16 protein-coding genes are annotated in these 16,420 nt (G+C 64.8%); 9 read left to right on the forward strand and 7 right to left on the reverse strand.

Features of this window, described 5'->3' with window-relative positions; genetic code table 11:
- Positions 1 to 29 precede the first annotated feature (29 nt).
- The 9 genes from FIU94_RS00255 (at position 30) to FIU94_RS00295 (ending at position 9,641) form a co-directional block, all read left to right on the forward strand.
- Positions 30 to 560, forward strand: a complete 531-nt coding sequence (locus FIU94_RS00255; protein ID WP_152463858.1) for a methanogen output domain 1-containing protein — start codon at positions 30 to 32, stop codon at positions 558 to 560.
- Positions 561 to 567: 7 nt separating this feature from the next.
- On the forward strand, positions 568 to 807 hold the full coding sequence (locus FIU94_RS00260; protein WP_152463859.1) for a hypothetical protein: 240 nt from the start codon (positions 568 to 570) through the stop codon (positions 805 to 807).
- A gap of 42 nt (positions 808 to 849) precedes the next feature.
- Positions 850 to 2,628, forward strand: coding sequence for an ATP-binding protein (locus FIU94_RS00265; protein WP_152463860.1), 1,779 nt, complete (start codon positions 850 to 852; stop codon positions 2,626 to 2,628).
- A 201-nt stretch (positions 2,629 to 2,829) separates the two neighbouring features.
- The gene (locus FIU94_RS00270) at positions 2,830 to 3,327 is read left to right on the forward strand and encodes a twin-arginine translocation pathway signal (RefSeq protein ID WP_152463861.1); all 498 of its coding nucleotides are present in this window, start codon (positions 2,830 to 2,832) and stop codon (positions 3,325 to 3,327) included.
- 3 nt (positions 3,328 to 3,330) lie between these two features.
- Positions 3,331 to 3,951, forward strand: a complete 621-nt coding sequence (locus FIU94_RS00275; protein ID WP_152463862.1) for a ferric reductase-like transmembrane domain-containing protein — start codon at positions 3,331 to 3,333, stop codon at positions 3,949 to 3,951.
- Between the two features lie 58 nt (positions 3,952 to 4,009).
- Positions 4,010 to 5,080: an AI-2E family transporter gene (locus FIU94_RS00280; RefSeq protein WP_152463863.1), complete on the forward strand. Its 1,071-nt coding sequence runs from the start codon at positions 4,010 to 4,012 to the stop codon at positions 5,078 to 5,080.
- A gap of 1 nt (position 5,081) precedes the next feature.
- A complete protein-coding gene (locus FIU94_RS00285; protein WP_152463864.1) occupies positions 5,082 to 5,762 on the forward strand; it encodes a DnaA/Hda family protein in 681 nt (226 codons plus the stop codon).
- A gap of 51 nt (positions 5,763 to 5,813) precedes the next feature.
- Positions 5,814 to 7,988, forward strand: a complete 2,175-nt coding sequence (locus FIU94_RS00290; protein ID WP_152463865.1) for an RNA degradosome polyphosphate kinase — start codon at positions 5,814 to 5,816, stop codon at positions 7,986 to 7,988.
- 84 nt (positions 7,989 to 8,072) lie between these two features.
- Positions 8,073 to 9,641 carry a Ppx/GppA family phosphatase gene (locus tag FIU94_RS00295; protein ID WP_152463866.1) on the forward strand — a complete coding sequence of 523 codons (1,569 nt, stop codon included), beginning with the start codon at positions 8,073 to 8,075 and terminating at the stop codon, positions 9,639 to 9,641.
- Between the two features lie 240 nt (positions 9,642 to 9,881).
- On the opposite strand, the gene FIU94_RS00300 is transcribed toward FIU94_RS00295, so the two are convergent.
- The 7 genes from FIU94_RS00300 to FIU94_RS00330 all read right to left on the reverse strand — a co-directional run bounded on the left by FIU94_RS00300 (position 9,882) and on the right by FIU94_RS00330 (position 16,346).
- Positions 9,882 to 10,256 (reverse strand): hypothetical protein, encoded by a 375-nt coding sequence (locus FIU94_RS00300; RefSeq protein ID WP_152463867.1) that lies wholly within the window; start codon positions 10,254 to 10,256, stop codon positions 9,882 to 9,884.
- 29 nt (positions 10,257 to 10,285) lie between these two features.
- Entirely contained in the window at positions 10,286 to 11,329 is a 1,044-nt protein-coding gene (locus FIU94_RS00305) for an endonuclease/exonuclease/phosphatase family protein (protein ID WP_152463868.1), read from the reverse strand.
- Complete coding sequence (locus FIU94_RS00310) at positions 11,329 to 12,009, reverse strand: molecular chaperone DjiA (RefSeq protein WP_152463869.1); 681 nt, start codon at positions 12,007 to 12,009, stop codon at positions 11,329 to 11,331. Before FIU94_RS00310 ends, FIU94_RS00305 begins: the two co-directional genes overlap by 1 nt.
- Positions 12,010 to 12,039: 30 nt before the next feature.
- Entirely contained in the window at positions 12,040 to 12,528 is a 489-nt protein-coding gene (locus FIU94_RS00315; RefSeq protein ID WP_152463870.1) for a GNAT family N-acetyltransferase, read from the reverse strand.
- Positions 12,525 to 13,136, reverse strand: coding sequence for a VOC family protein (locus tag FIU94_RS00320; RefSeq protein WP_152463871.1), 612 nt, complete (start codon positions 13,134 to 13,136; stop codon positions 12,525 to 12,527). Before FIU94_RS00320 ends, FIU94_RS00315 begins: the two co-directional genes overlap by 4 nt.
- Positions 13,137 to 13,261: 125 nt before the next feature.
- Entirely contained in the window at positions 13,262 to 15,385 is a 2,124-nt protein-coding gene (gene scpA / locus FIU94_RS00325) for a methylmalonyl-CoA mutase (protein ID WP_152463872.1), read from the reverse strand.
- Positions 15,354 to 16,346 (reverse strand): hypothetical protein, encoded by a 993-nt coding sequence (locus tag FIU94_RS00330; RefSeq protein WP_254702576.1) that lies wholly within the window; start codon positions 16,344 to 16,346, stop codon positions 15,354 to 15,356. The genes scpA and FIU94_RS00330 overlap by 32 nt, the downstream gene beginning before the upstream one ends.
- Positions 16,347 to 16,420 lie beyond the last annotated feature (74 nt).

Consider the following 16,420-nt stretch of genomic DNA (forward strand, 5'->3'; position numbering starts at 1 on the left):
GCAGGCGAACACGCGCAGGACGAGGGACAATGACCGAAGAACTGCCAACACCGGATCGCACACCCGCGATCGAAAAAGACAGTTTCATGCGCTCCGTGCTGCGTGAACTGGCCGGGCTGCTGGAACAGACGGTCGGGGAACATGAGGCGGAGGCCTATGTCAATCACGTCGGCGTTTCGCTGGGCCGGGCGCTGAACACGGATTATCGCGGTGCCTTTGACACCGACAGGCTGGACAGCAGGCAGGTCGCCGCAACCCTGGTCGACCTGAAAGCCCGGATCGACGGCGGCTTTTCGATCGAATCCCTCGACCCCGAAAAGATCGTGCTGGTAAACACCGCCTGCCCCTTCGGCGAACTGGTATTGGGCCGGCCCTCGCTGTGCCGTATGACGGCGACCATCTTCGGCCATATCACGGCCGAGAACCTTGGCTATGCGAGGGTCCGGATCGACAAAGCCATCGCGCGCGGAGATCCCGGCTGCCGGGTGATCGTCCATCTTATCCCACCCGAGCGCGGCGCCGCCATTGGCGAGAGCGAGTTCTTCGGAGCCGCGGATTAGGACCCGAATGGAACGGATCAAGGCGAAAACACTGGATGCGCTGTCCCGGCTGACGGGGGACGCCACCGTGATCGTCGATCCGGCAGCACAGGTCATCCGCTATGCCAGCCCCCGCGCGATCGCGCTCGTTGGCCCGGTGCTCAACCGCCATGACCTGCCGGTTTCCGAGGTCTTTCTGACAGAGGGTACCGGCTTCGCATCTTTCATGCGCGATGCCCTGACGGTCACGTCGCCGATCATCTCGTAGGTCCTCCGCCACGGCGGCCAGCCCGCCCTCACGGCCAAGGCGATGCGGCTGGACACCGACGATGGCCCGCCGCAGGTGCTGCTCCTGCTCGAAGCGGAGCCGGAGCTTGCCGCGCGATTTCGCCTGCTGACGCAAAGGATCGACGAGTTGAACCTGGAGGTCAGCCGCCGCATCGACGCGGAGCGCAAATTGTCGGACATCGTGGCCTCCCTGCGCCGGTCTGTATCGGTGATCCGGCAACTCTCCGAGGTGGACATCGCGGGAAGCGACTTCATGCATGACGCCTGCAAAGTCATTTACGCAGTCATGCAGGTCAGGGGGCTGGCCATCGTCAGTGCGACACAGGGCCGCATGGAAGTGCGATGCACGGCAGGCTCCCTTGCGGACATGTTCCGCCAAACCACGCAGCTGGACATCTCCCTGGGCCATTTCCAGGATCTGCATCATGAACCGGGGGACAGATGGCGTGAGGCCCTGCTGGCGGCGACCTCGCGCATCTGCGCCGACCCCACGGCATTCGACGGCGCGGCGGTGCTGCCGCTGTCCCAATCCGGGGAGCTCAACGGCGGGCTCATTGTCGTCGGCCGCCCCGAGCTGCACCAGAGCGCCAGCGTTCAGCTCGAATGGGACCTGATCGCGGAGACGCTTGGCAGCCTGATTTCGCGGGCCGAAATCGAGGCGCGGCTGATCCATGCGCAGAAATTGCAGGCCATCGGCCAGCTGACGGGCGGCATCGCCCATGACTTCAACAACATTCTCGCGGTGGTCATGGGAAACGCCGAATTGCTGCTGGAGGAAATGGGCACGCTCGACATGGAACTCGCCGGCGAGATCCACGCGGCCGCCGCACGGGGCGCGACACTGACCTCTCGCCTGTTGTCCTTTGCCCGCAAACAGCCCCTGCAGCCCGAGCCTACCGACGTCAACGTCTTGCTGCGCGGCTTCGATCCGATGATCCGCCGCACGATCACCGAGAACATCGACTTCGAACTGGTCAGTACCGGCGGGCTTTGGCAAACCCAGATCGACCGCAGCCAGCTGGAGAATGCGGTGCTGAACCTGGCGGTCAACGCCCGCGACGCCATGCCCCAGGGCGGCAAACTGACCATCGAGACGGCCAATACCCGGCTGGACCACGAGTACGCCGCGCGACACAGCGAAATCGAACCCGGCCAATACGTGATGATCGCGGTCAGCGACACCGGTAACGGCATGAGCAACGACGTCATCGAAGAGGCGTTTACCCCCTTCTTCACCACCAAGGAGGTCGGCAAGGGCAGCGGACTGGGGTTGAGCATGGTATTCGGCTTCGTCAAGCAATCGCTGGGCCATGTCAAAATCTACTCCGAGGCCAGCCTCGGTACGACAGTCCGAATGTACTTTCCCCGCCATTTCCCCAAGGAAACCGTGCCCCAGGAGGATGTCGGTGCGGGATTGAAATCCGCTGCCATTGGCAAGGGCAGGATCCTGCTGGTGGAAGACGACCCCGGGGTCTTGCGTTTTCTGATGCGCAGCCTTGTTCTTTCCGGCTTTGAGGTCGAGGGCGCACTGACCGGTGAAGAAGGGATGGACCGGCTGAAACAGGGCGGCTTCGACATTCTGCTGACCGATGTCGTTCTGGGCGGAGAGATCAACGGCGCGCAATTGGCCGAGGTGGCGGAAGAGATGTATCCGGATCTGCCGGTGCTGTTCATGTCTGGCTATACGGAGAATTCAATCGTGCACCACGGTCGCCTGGATCCCGGTGTCAATTTCATTTCCAAGCCCTTTACCCGCGACCAGCTGGTACGGCGGCTGAACGACATCCTGACCAGGAAATAACCCGCCGCCAGACCTGTCCAACGGGGTCACGTTTATGTGACGGGCTGCCATACCGCCTGAAGTAACCGGCTCAAGCGACTGAAATGCAACGAGAAAGACCCCTAAAACGCCCATCCTAGGCTTGTGACCCTGAGTTTGTTCAGGGCGCCGGTGGTCTATATCTTTGACCATGACGCGACCCAACGACGGAGGAGACCAAGCATGAAGACGCCATTCTACAATCGCCGCTCCTTTCTGATTGCCGCGGGCCTTGGCGGGCTCTCGCTTGCCACCGCGCCGCGCGGTCTGATCGGTGCGGCCTGGGCCCAGGACGGCCTTGCCCCCACCGAAACCATGCGGGGCGGCAGCAACAACTATCGCCCCAACGCCCCGCTGGTCGATAACCTCGGCCGGGGGTTCGAGATGTCGGGCACCGTGCGCCGGGCCGGCGACGGCGCCCCGCTGGAGGGTGTGCGCATCCAGATCTGGGCCGCCACGACCCGCGGCGGGGAACGCGAGCCGTCGAACCACGGCAGCGTGCTGACCCGGGCCGACGGCACCTATCGGCTGGAGATGGAACAGATCGTGCCGAACTTTGGCCAGCCGCACGGCCACCTGGCCTATGACGACGGCGCCTACAGGACGGTCTTTTTGCGGCCCGTGATGCCCTCGGCCAGCGATACCAGCCTGACCGCCGATTTCGTGCTCGCCCCGGCCTGACGAATGCGGTCGCCCCTGCCCCGCTGGGCGCAGTCGGCGGCCTGGGCCGCGCTGGCGCTGGTGACGCTGGTCCCCGTCGGGTTGATCTGGACCAGCCCCTACCTCGCTGGCCGTGCGCCCGTTTATGTTGCCGCGGGCGTTGCCGGGGCGGCGGCGATGGCGGTGCTGCTGATCCAGCCATTGCTGGCAGGCAATTACATGCCCGGTCTCACCGCCGCCCGTGCCCGCCGGTGGCATCATCGCATGGGCAGCCTGCTGGTGCTGGCGGTCGCGGTGCATATCGGGGGGCTGTACCTGACCAGCCCACCCGACGCGCTGGATGCGTTGATGCTGGTCTCGCCCACGCCCTTTTCGATCTACGGCGTCACTGCGATGTGGGCGCTGATCCTGACCGTTCTGCTGGTGGCGCTGCGCCGCTTTGTGCCGGTTCGGCCCCTGCGCTGGAAGCTGCTGCATAACGCGCTGGCGGCAGTGGTCGTGGTTGGCAGCGTCGTGCATGCGCTGCTGATCGACGGCACGATGGAAACCGTATCGAAGTGGATCCTCTGCATCGCGATTTGCACCGTGACAACGCTGGCCATCCTCCACCTGCGGCTGATCAAAACGCGCATCGCCCGCCGCTGACACTTGAAATACGCGCTGCCATGGGCGAAGTGATAGACTGTCAATCCCGGAGAAACCCATGGCCCTGCCGATCCGAGACCAACTGAAATACTGGGGCATCGCGGCAGTGGTGTTCATGGTGACCCTGTGGTTCCTGGGCCAGGTTCTGGTGCCTTTCCTGCTGGGCGGGGCAATCGCCTATTTTCTTGATCCCGTGGCCGACCGGCTGGAACGGCTGGGCCTCAGCCGGGCATTGTCCACCGCCCTGATCACCTTTATCGCGATCCTGATCTTCGTCATCATGGCGCTTCTGGTGGTGCCGACACTGGTCAATCAGACCACCTCCCTGGTCGAGACGGCGCCGCGGCTGTTCCGGGATTTCACCGACGCCATGACAACCCGCTTCCCCGCGCTGCTGGACGAAGGATCGACGCTTCGCAGCTCGCTGACCTCGGTGGGGGAGACCATCCAGGAACGGGGCGGCCAGTTGCTTGAGACGGCGCTGGCGTCCTTCGCGTCGATCCTGAATGTCATCCTGCTGTTCGTGATCGTCCCGGTGGTGTCGGTCTATCTGTTGCTGGACTGGGACCGCATGGTCGCGGCGATCGACCGGCTGCTGCCGCGTGACCACGCGCCCACCATCCGAAAGCTGGCCCGGGACGTCGACCAGACGCTGGCGTCGTTCATCCGGGGGATGGGCACGGTCTGCCTTGTCCTCGGGACCTATTACGCCTTTGCGCTGATGCTGGTGGGCCTGCAGTTCGGCCTGGTCGTCGGGTTCGTCGCCGGGCTGGTCACGTTCATCCCCTACCTCGGCGCCCTTCTGGGGGGGGCGCTGGCCATTGGGCTGGCGCTGTTCCAGTTCTGGGGGGACTGGGTGTCGATCGGGCTGGTCGCGGGCATCTTCGTCATCGGTCAGGTGGTCGAAGGCAACGTGCTGACGCCCAAACTGGTGGGCGATTCCGTCGGGCTGCACCCGGTCTGGCTGATCCTGGCACTGTCGGTTTTCGGCACGCTCTTCGGCTTTGTCGGGATGCTGGTGGCGGTGCCGCTGGCGGCGGCGATTGGGGTGCTGGCCCGGTTCGCCGTCGACCGCTACAAGCACAGCCTGCTCTACCTCGGCACCGATCAGACGATGGCGGACGACTGACATGACACGGCAATTGGGGTTCGACCTGCCCAGCCGCACCGCGCTGGGGCGCGACGCCTTTTTCGTCGCCCCCTCGAACGCGATGGCGATGGCGATGATCGACCGCTGGCCCGACTGGTCCGGCGGCAAGCTGGCGCTGACCGGCCCGACCGGCGCGGGCAAGACCCACCTTGCCCACGTCTGGGCCGAACAGGCGCAGGCTCGTATCGTGCAGGCCGGGGCACTGCCCGAGCACGACGTGCCTGCGCTGGCGGTCGGACCGCTGGCCGTGGAGGACGTGCCGCTGATCGCCGGGGACCACGCGGCGCAGACCGCGCTGTTTCACCTGCACAACATGGTTCTGGCCGAGGGGCATAGCCTGCTGCTGACCGGAACGCCGCCGGTGGCGCATTGGGGTCTGACCCTGCCCGACCTGGCCAGCCGGATGCGCGGCACCACCGCCGTCGCGCTGGAGCCCCCGGACGACATGCTGTTGACCGCGCTGCTGGCCAAGCTGCTGGCGGATCGGCAGCTGACCCCCAAGGCCGACCTCATCCCCTATCTTCTGTCGCGCATGGACCGGTCCTTTGCCGCCGCAATCGACCTGGTTCAACGGCTCGACGCGGCCAGTCTGGCGCAAAAGCGCCCGCTGACCCGGCAACTGGCCGCGCAGGTGCTGGACAAGCCCCCCGGCCGGGACTGATACTGCGCCCGCTGTCGCATCTTCGTTACACATCAGCGCCATAAGGCCGTCATGACCCACTCAGATTTCCTCGAAGCACCGTTTCCGCCAGCCACCGAGATGCCCGACCTCGACACGACAGGGCCGGGCCGTTTCTTCAACCGCGAACTCAGCTGGCTGGGCTTTAACTGGCGCGTCCTGGAGGAGGCCGAGAACCCCCGCGTGCCTTTGCTGGAGCGGCTGCGCTTTCTGTCCATCAGCGCCGGCAACCTGGATGAATTCTATACCGTCCGCGTGGCCGGCCTGCGCGAGCTGGCCCAGGCTGGCAACACCACGCCCGCGGCCGACGGGCTGACGCCCGCCGAACAACTGGTGCTGATCAACGAGGACGCGCGCGACCTGATGATGAACCAGCAGCGGGTTCTGGTGGACCTGATGGCAGAGATGGACGCGCAGAACATATTTCTCGAACATGCGCCCGACCTGACGGAAGCGGATCACGCCTATCTCGATGAGATGTTCCTGTCCCAGGTCTTTGCCGTGCTGTCGCCCCTGGCCATCGACCCCGCGCATCCCTTCCCGTTTATCCCCAACACCGGCTATGCGCTGGCGCTGCAACTGGAACGCACCCGCGACAAACGGCCCTTGCAGGCGCTGCTGCCGATCCCCGCGCAGATCGACCGCTTTGTGCAATTGCCCGCATCCGACGGCGTGTTGCGCTACCTCCCGATGGAGGACCTGCTGGTCATCAAGATCCCGGAGCTGTTTCCCGGCTACAAGCTGAAGAGCCATTTCGAATTCCGCGTGCTGCGCGACAGTGACCTGGAGGTCGAGGACGAAGCCGAGGATCTGGTCCGCGAGTTCGAGGTGGCGCTGAAACGCCGCCGCCGGGGCGAGGTCGTGCGCCTGACCCATTCGGCGGGCGCGCCGGAAAAGCTGAAGGCGGTCGTGATGGCCGAATTGCGCGTGCGCGAACGCGACGTGATCGAGATCGACGGCATGATCGGCATAGACGACCTGAGCGAACTGGTCACGGATGCACGCGCGGACCTGCTGTGGCCCTCCTTTACCCCGCGCATTCCAGAGCGGGTCAGCGACCACGACGGCGACATGTTCGAGGCGATCCGCCAGAAGGACATGCTGTTGCACCACCCCTACGAGACGTTCGACATGGTGGTGCGGTTTCTGTCCCAGGCGGCGCGCGACCCGAATGTCGTGGCGATCAAGCAGACGCTCTATCGCACCTCGCGCGACAGCCCGATCGTCGAAGCCCTCTGCGAAGCGGCGGAGGACGGCAAGTCGGTCACGGCGCTGGTCGAACTCAAGGCGCGCTTCGACGAGGCGGCGAACATCCGGCAGTCCCGGCGGCTGGAACGGGCGGGCGCGCATGTGGTCTACGGGTTTCTCGACCTAAAGACACATGCCAAGATCAGTACCGTGGTGCGCCGCGAGGGCAACCAGCTGGTGACCTATACCCACTACGGCACCGGCAATTATCACCCGATCACCGCGCGCATCTACACCGACCTGTCGCTGTTCACCTGCGATCAGAAGCTGGGCCGCGATGCGACAAAGGTTTTCAACTTTCTCTCGGGCTACGCGCAACCCGAGAAGCTGGACAACCTCGCGATTTCCCCCACCACGCTGAAGCCGCGCCTGCTGGAACTGATCGCGGCGGAAGCCGCCCACGCCGAGGCCGGGCGCCCCGCGGCGATCTGGGCCAAGATGAACTCCGTTGTCGATGCGGAAGTGATCGACGCGCTCTATGCCGCCAGCCAGGCAGGGGTGAAGATCAGCCTGGTGATCCGCGGCATCTGCGGGCTGCGCCCCGGCATCAAGGGACTGTCCGAAAACATCCGGGTGAAATCCATCGTCGGCCGGTTCCTCGAACACTCGCGGATCGTCTGCTTTGGCAACGGCCACGGGTTGCCGCACAAGAAAGCACGGGTCTTCATCTCGTCCGCCGACTGGATGGGACGCAACCTGAACCGGCGGGTCGAAACCCTGGTCGAGATCGAGAACGCCACCGTGAAAGCGCAGATCACCAGCCAGATCATGGCAGCCAACCTTGCCGATGTGGCGCAAAGCTGGGTCATGGCACCCGATGGCAAATTCACGCGGCCCGCAATGGTGGAAGGACAATTCAGCTTCAACTGCCACCGGTTCTTCATGGAAAACCCGTCGCTGTCCGGGCGCGGATCGGCGGGCGCGTCAGACGTGCCGGTGCTGACCCATACCGACGACTGAAACACCTCTGCCCGGATCGGACATTGACCGCCGCGGTCGCCTGCCGCATCTTACCCGCAGTTGAGCCGACCGCCAGGAGACCGCATGGCTAACCTAACGGAGACCAACACGACGGTACCTGAAACCGGCGTTGCTGATCTGGGCCTTTTCGCAAAACCGCTGTTCGAGGACCCGAGCGCACGCAAGCTGTCGCGGGTCGGCGTGGTCGATGTGGGCTCGAACTCCGTCCGGTTGGTGGTGTTCGACGGGGCGGCCCGGTCGCCCGCGTATTTCTACAACGAAAAGATCATGTGCGCGCTGGGCGCAGGCATGGCCGAAACCGGGCATCTGTCGCCCAGCGGGCGGACCCGCGCACTGTCGGCGATGCGGCGCTTTCGCAAACTGGCCGACAGCATGGGGTTGAAAGAGTTGACCGTGGTGGCCACCGCTGCCGTCCGCGACGCCAGCGACGGGCCGGACTTCTGCGAGGAGGTCCGCCGCGAAACCGGTCTGCGCATCTGGGTCATCGACGGCGAGGAAGAGGCGCGGCTGTCGGCGCAGGGCGTGCTGCTGGGCTGGCCCGGTGCCTATGGGCTGGTCTGCGACATCGGCGGGTCGTCCATGGAACTGGCCGAGATCTCGGGCGGGCGCGTCGGGCGGCGGGTGTCCTCGCAGCTCGGCCCGCTGAAGCTGCGCGACATCAAAGGCGGCGCCAAGGCGCGCACTGCCCATATCAAGGAGGTGATGCAGGGACTGCAGGACCGCATGGGTGTCCAGCGCGACCGGCTGTTTCTGGTCGGCGGATCGTGGCGGGCCATCGCCCGCATCGACATGGTGCGCCGGGGCTATCCTTTGCATGTGCTGCACGAATACCGCATGACCCCGCGGGCGGTCAGCGCCACGGTCAAGTACATCAGGCAATCGGACCTCGAAGAGCTGCGCACCGAGGCGGGCGTGTCCTCCACCCGGATGGCGCTGGTGCCCTATGCGGCAGAGGTGTTGAGCCGTCTGGTCAAGACCTTCAAGCCCAAGGACATCGCGATTTCCAGCTATGGCATCCGCGAGGGGATGCTGTACGAACAGATGCCTCAGCGCCTGCGGGACCGCGACCCGCTGATCGAATCCTGCCGCTTTGCAGAGGCCAAGGATGCGCGTTCGCCGGGGTTTGGCAAGGTGCTCTATGACTTCATCCTGCCGCTTTACAAATCAAGCCCGCCCCAGCGCAAACGGCTGGTCAAGGCCGCCTGCCTGCTGCACGACGTCAGCTGGCGCGCCCATCCCGACTATCGCGCAGAGGTCTGTTTCGACAATGCGACCCGGGCCAATCTGGGCGGCCTGAAACACTCCGAGCGCATCTTTCTGGGGCTTGCCCTGCTGCACCGCTATTCCAACAAGCGTGAGAACACACGATTTAACGACCTCTATCTGATGATCGACGAGCGAGCACGCAGAGAGGCGGAAATCCTGGGAAAGGCCATGCGGTTCGGCGCGATGTTGTGGATGGACAAGAATGAGAAACGCGGTGAACTGCGCTGGTTTCCCAAGAAAAAATTGCTTCAGCTCTGGATCAGCGAGGACATGATGCCGCTGTTTGGCGAGGTGGCGGAGGCAAGATTGAATTCGCTCGCCGCGTCGTTGCAGGCGCAGGTGGAATTGAAGACGGCCAAGACGTAACCCGACCGCCGCGGCGGCGACCTGTCCGGAGACCGCTGCCGCATCCTGGCGAACCCACGGAACTCCCGCACCAAAATATGCCGCATTGCAAAGGAAGACATGTCATTTTTGACGTGTCCAAGAAGACATGTCAAAAATGACATGTCTTCCTTTGCACACCGGTCGTTTCCAAGCGCATCAATGGAAAAATCAGGATCTTGTCGAAAAAAACCGCGAGGGGAAGCGCGGAATTGCCGCTCGTCACAGTTCGATCTGCGGTGCGGGTTCCGTTGGCTTGGCCGGCGGTTCCATCGGCGGTTCCGGCTTGCGCCGGATGATGATGTCCCCGTTGGGCAGAATTTCCGGCGCTTCGTAGACGCTCCAGTCTTCCACCTTTTCAAGGATTTCCGCCAGTTTCGGCCCCATCTCTTGGGCAAAGCTGCGCAGCGACGGTGCCACGTCATCGGCCAGCCCCTCAAGCTCGTTGAGCGCGGGGGCCATTTCCTTCATGATGCCTTCCATGAACATCTGGGCCCCGCGTTCCATCAACGAGAGGCCACGCTCCCCCTGATCCTCCTGGGCGTGGACAGCAAGCGGCAGGCAAACCACCGTGGCAAAAGATGCAAGTCGTTTCATTAAGAACAATCTAGCACGAATTCTCCGGTTTACACCCCCGGCGGCGTATCCTCGAAATCCAGTGTGACCGGAAAATGGTCCGAAGCGGTGATCAAAGCGTCGCGCAGCTGGGGATCGCGCCAGCATGCCGGGTCATCCATCGGATGCCAGATGCGCCACCGCGCGCCGCGCGCGGTGAATTCGGGCGTGACCATCACATAGTCCAGCAAGGCCTGCAGGTACCGCTGCTCGGGCCGGATCCAGAAACGCGCCGTCGTCGGGGCGGCCCCCAGCTTGCGCAGCAACGCCTGCCGCGCGTGCGGATCGTAAAGCGCGCCCGCCTCCCCCTCCTGTCCCATCACGACTTCCACCGAAGATCGGCCAAACAGACTTTCAAAGGAATCCAGCCCCGGTCCGTCGTTCAGATCACCCAGGACCATCACAGGCAGCCCGTCGGCCAGAAGCATGTCGATCCGCCGCCGCAGCCAGATCGCCTGGGCCAGCTGCTTGCGCCGGTTGGCGACCCCGATGCTCAGCACCTCCTGCGGGGTTCTGGCGCCATGCGGGGCCTTCGATTTCAGATGCGCCCCAATCATCTGAAAGGCGAATCCTCCCCGTGTCCGAACGCTCAGCTCCAGCGGCGGCTTGGAGAACACCACCATGTCCTGCTGCGCGTCGATGTCGAGGTCGATGCGCAGCGCCGTGTCGAACCGCGGCGCGTCGGCGGCACCGTTCAGGCCCGCGACAGACCCCCGCGGGTCGTGGCGCGGCGTCAGCATGGCAGGGTCGTAGAGCAGCGCGATTTCCTGCTGGGTATCGTTTGAAAACCCCATGACCGCGTGTGTCGTGCGCAGACCGAAGGCGTCGGCGAAATGCTCCAGCGCCGCGACGGTCGAATGGCTGCGGCTCTGATCCGGCGCTTCGATGATCATGACGGCGTCCGCGTCCATCGCCCGGAACACCCGCCCCAGCGCCGCCGTCTGCGCGGCGCGGGTCACATCGTGGCGGGCAGACCATTCGCCGTCGTCGAAAAGCCGGTTCTGGGTGTCAAACAGCGCCGAGAACCACTCGACATTATAGGTGGCGATGCGCATCAGGCGGCGTGGCGCGACAGGGTTTCCCAGGCGCGGTTGATGTCGATCATCCGCTTTTCAGCCATCCGCACCGCTTCCTCCGGCAGACCGCGCGCCACCAGAGCATCAGGATGGTTCTCGCGCACCAGCTTGCGCCAGGCTGCCCGCGCCTCTTCCAGCGTGGCGCCCGGCCTGATCCCCAGAACCGTATGCGGCAAGGGCGACGTGTCCGGCACAAAGCGCGCCTTGAGCGCGGCAAAATCATCGTCCGGCAGCCCGAATATGGCCGCGACCTCGGCCAGGAAGGCATCCTCGTTCGGGTGGTATCTGCCATCCGCCATCGCGATGTGAAACAGCCCCTCCAACAGGTCGCGCAGCATATCGGGCTGATCGCTGAACATGTCGGCGATCCGGCGGGCATAATCGTCAAAGCCGGTCACGTCCTGCCGCGCCAGGTTGAAAACCCGCGCGGCCCCCGCGGTGTCACCGTCGGCGATCTGGAAAACCTCGCGAAAGGCCGTGACCTCATCACGCGTCACAAGACCGTCCGCCTTGGCCATCTTGGCCCCCAACGCGATCACCGCGATGGTAAAGGCCACCGAACGCTCCGGCGGGCTGCGCAGCCGTTCAAAAACGGCGGCCAGCCCTTCGCCGGACGCGAGAGCGGACAGGGCTTCGGATATGCGGGTCCAGATCGACATGCCCCATCATAGGGCGGCACCGTGGGGAAGTCAGCGTGCGGAAATGGTTTTCTGCATCAAAATGAGGTCAAGCCACCGCCCCGCCTTGAAGCCCACCTGCGGCATATGGCCGGTCTGGCGATAGCCCCGCCGCGCGTGAAATCCTATGGCCCTGGGATTGGCCCCGCTGATGGCGGCAACCATGACGTGGTGGCCCTGTGCAGCGGCACTTGCCTCGGCCCTGTCCATCAGCCTGTCGGCCGCCCCCGTGCCCTGTGCGGCGGCCTGCATGACGATGCTGTGTTCAACCGTCGCGCCATAGCCGGGACCGGACCGGAACGCGCCGAAGGTCACGATGCCCAGAACGGTTCCGCCGTCCTCGATCAACCAGAAGGCGCCACGCCGGTCCGCGATCCGCGCGGCCATGGTGGCTTGGGTCCATTCGACGGTTGTGAAGGTGGCGAGCGAATCGCGGATCATGACGTTCCACAGCGCCGCCACCGCTGCCGCATCCCGTTCTTCAGCGGCGCGCAGGATCAAGCAAGGGCCCTCGTGCCCGAAGGCGTATCAAAGGCGGCCGTCAGCGCGGCCACACCCGTCTCGATCGCGATGCGCCCATCCGTCAGAAAGGGCGCCAGAAGGTCGGCCAGCGCCGTTGCCTCGGGGTGGGTGATCGTCAGCCTGCGCAACCGGCAGCCCGACGGCGCGAGGCGGGCCGCCGGATGACTGTCCCCGTCCCATTGCATGAGCGCAGGCGCGCAATTATCAAACGGCAGGATCCCCGAAGCCGGTACCGCCATGCGCCAGCGCAGATCGCCGCGTTGCAGGCTGACCGGCGTGCCGAACCCGTCGGGCAGCGCGGCAAGGGTCGCATCCAGGTCGTCGCATCGGCAGATCCAGTTGGTCAGGCGTGGCGCCCCGGCAAAGCGGTCAAGGTCGAACCAGCGCGGCCTGTCAGGGTGCGGGGCGTCGGGATTGATGGCAATCGCTTCAAGATACAGGCCATCCTCCAGGCCCAGCAGCGTGTTGTGGGTGTGAAAGACCGCATGTTCGCCTCCTGGCTGCAATTCGACTCCGAGGCTGTGCGCGACATGCGCGGTCGCCGCATCGCGTGTCTCGCCCGCGACGGCAATGTGATCAAGTTCCATGGCGCTCGCCCCGCTGTTTCACGTCGTCTTTGTGACGACCATTCACGACCGGGGTCAACGTGGCAAATGTCTGCCTGTCAGCCGCCGGGTCCGGCAGGCGGATCTGGCCGCCTGCCGAGAGCGTCTCAACTGCGCGCGGCGCGGATCAGCTTGAGGATATCCTGCGCTGCTGCGGGAATATTCGTGCCCGGTCCGAAGATGGCCTTGACGCCGGCGTCGTACAAGAACTGGTAATCCTGTTGCGGGATCACGCCGCCGCAGATCACCAGAATATCCTCCGCCCCGGCCTCTCTCAACGCCTTGACCAGTTGCGGCGCCAGCGTCTTGTGGCCCGCCGCCTGAGAACTGATGCCGATGACATGCACGTCATTGTCTACCGCATCCTGCGCCGCCTCTGCGGGGGTCTGGAACAGCGGGCCGACATCCACGTCGAAGCCGATGTCGGCAAAGGCGGTGGCAATCACCTTGGCGCCCCGGTCGTGGCCGTCCTGGCCCATCTTGACCACCAGCATGCGCGGGCGCCGGCCTTCGGCTTCGGCGAAATCCTCGACCGATTTCTGTATCGCGGCAAACTCCGTGTCGCCCTCGTAGGCGGCGCCATAGACCCCTGCCAGTGTCTTGACCTCGGCGCGGTGCCGGCCGAACTGCTTTTCCATCGCCATGCTGATCTCTCCCACCGTGGCACGCGCGCGCGCGGCCTCCACGGCACCTTCCAAAAGATTTCCGCCCTCTGCCGCGCGGCGGGTCAATTCCTCCAACGCGGCGGTACAGGCCGCCTCGTCCCGTTCGGCACGGATTTTTTCCAGACGGCGGATCTGGCTGTCGCGCACCGCGACGTTGTCCACGTCCAGAATGTCGATTGGGTCTTCCTTGTCGCGGCGGTATTTGTTGACGCCGACGATCACTTCGTCGCCCCGGTCGATGTTCGCCTGCCGCTGGGCGGCGGTCTCTTCGATCCGCAGCTTGGGCATACCGGAAGCGACAGCCTTGGTCATGCCGCCCATCTCCTCGACTTCCTCGATCAGGGCCCAGGCGGCTTCGGCCAGGTCGGCGGTCAGCTTCTCGACGTAGTAGGACCCTGCCAGCGGATCGACCACGTTCGTCACCCCGGTTTCCTCCTGCAGGATCAGCTGGGTATTGCGCGCGATGCGGGCAGAGTGGTCGGTGGGCAGACCGATGGCTTCGTCAAGCGAGTTGGTATGCAGCGACTGGGTGCCGCCCAGGACCGCGCTCATCGCCTCATAGGCCGTACGCACCACGTTGTTGTAAGGGTCCTGCTCCGCGAGGCTGACGCCGGAAGTCTGGCAATGGGTGCGCAACATGGACGACTTTTCGTTCTTGGGTTCGAACTCCTCCATGATCCGCGACCACAACAGACGCGCGGCGCGCAGCTTGGCCGCCTCCATGAAAAAGTTCATGCCGATGGCAAAGAAGAACGACAAGCGCGGCGCAAAACGATCCACGTCCATACCGGCGGCAATGGCCGTGCGCACGTATTCGCGCCCGTCAGCGAGCGTAAACGCAAGCTCCTGCACCAGGTTCGCGCCGGCCTCCTGCATGTGGTAGCCCGAGATCGAGATGGAGTTGAATTTCGGCATCTCGTTAGCGGTGTATTCGATGATGTCCGAAATGATCCGCATCGAGGGTTCGGGCGGATAGACGTAAGTGTTGCGGACCATGAACTCCTTGAGAATGTCGTTCTGGATCGTCCCCGACAGCTGTGCCCGGTCCACGCCCTGTTCCTCTCCCGCGACGATGAAGCTGGCCAGGATCGGGATCACCGCGCCGTTCATGGTCATCGAGACCGAAACCTGATCGAGCGGGATGCCGTCGAACAGGATCTTCATGTCCTCCACGCTGTCGATGGCCACGCCCGCCTTGCCCACGTCGCCCTCCACCCGGGGGTGGTCGCTGTCATAGCCGCGGTGGGTGGCCAGGTCGAAGGCAACCGACACCCCCTGCTGGCCCGCCGCCAAGTTGCGCCGGTAGAAGGCGTTGGATTCCTCGGCGGTGGAGAAACCGGCGTATTGCCGGATCGTCCAGGGCCGCCCCGCGTACATCGTGGCCTTGACCCCGCGCGTGAACGGCGCTTCACCGGGGATCGACCCCAGATGATCCAGCCCTTCGGTGTCCTGCGCCGTATACAGCGGCTGTACGTCGATCCCTTCCAGCGTGCGCCAGGTCAGATCGTCCAGGCTGCGTCCGCGCAGTTCCTTCTCAGCGATGCTGCGCCATTTGTCTTTGCTCATGAGCTTGTCCTTCCGTCATATGCGCCGGAGGCAGGCTTGTGCCCGCTCTTTTCCGGGTTTCATCCACTGTCAGTGTCGCAAGACCATCTGCACCGGCGGCAAGCCAGTGCAGATCGTCGGCATATCTTTCGCGCAACGCGGCGGCCTGCGCGGGGGTAAAGGGCTGCCAGCGGCCCTGGCCGCGCGGCAGCACCGTCGGGTCCTCCCCCCTTTCGGTGAGAACGCCGCGCAGGTCGGTCAGGGTCAGCGACCGGTTCAACCAGCGCATGCGGCTGTCGCCCGGCAGGTCCAGGCCCACCGCCTCGCGCAGCATCCGCTCGGGGCGGCCTGCAAAGGTCTCGAACGGCATTACCCTGATGTCCGCCTCCGGCAGGGCGCAGGTAAGGTCGGTGATCACCGCGCGCCAGCCGCGTTGGCCCCGCGCGATCTGCGCGTATTTTTCCGTGTCATGGATACTGTGCCCCCGCGCCGCCGTCAGCGCCGAGGCGGAGGCCCACCACAGGTCCTGCGCGCGGATCGACAGCACCACCCGCGACACCCGCCCGCCAAAGGCGGCCGCGAGCCGCGCCGCGCGGTCGCCCGCGGCGGGATACAACATGGCGTTGCGGAACGCCGTGGTGCAACTGCCCAGCATGTTCTCATCGCTGACCACCAGCTTTTCGAAGCCGCGGGCTTCGGCGCGGTCCGCAAGCATCCGCACCCGGCCCTCGGCCCGGCGACGCGCGCGGGGCGACATGCCATGGAACAGTCCGGGAAAGACCGATTTGCGGGTCCGCCCCGGCCCCCAGAACCCGATGTGGTTACGCTCAAGCGTGCCGAGGTGGTCGCGGACATAATGCTGAAATGTGGTCGTGCCGGTGCGATGTGCGCCGAGATGCAGAATGACATCCATGATGCTCTGGCCAATCTTCTTGCAGAAGGCCGCCCGGTCCGGCCATGTCACGGGGAACGTCCCGGTCATGGGGCCAAAACCCTTGAGGTGTGCTTAATGGGCGCAGTACCGAGAATGTGCATCGCATTTGCGCGCACAGCACC

It is taken from the genome of Sulfitobacter sp. THAF37 (genome assembly GCF_009363555.1).
Lineage (GTDB): Bacteria > Pseudomonadota > Alphaproteobacteria > Rhodobacterales > Rhodobacteraceae > Sulfitobacter.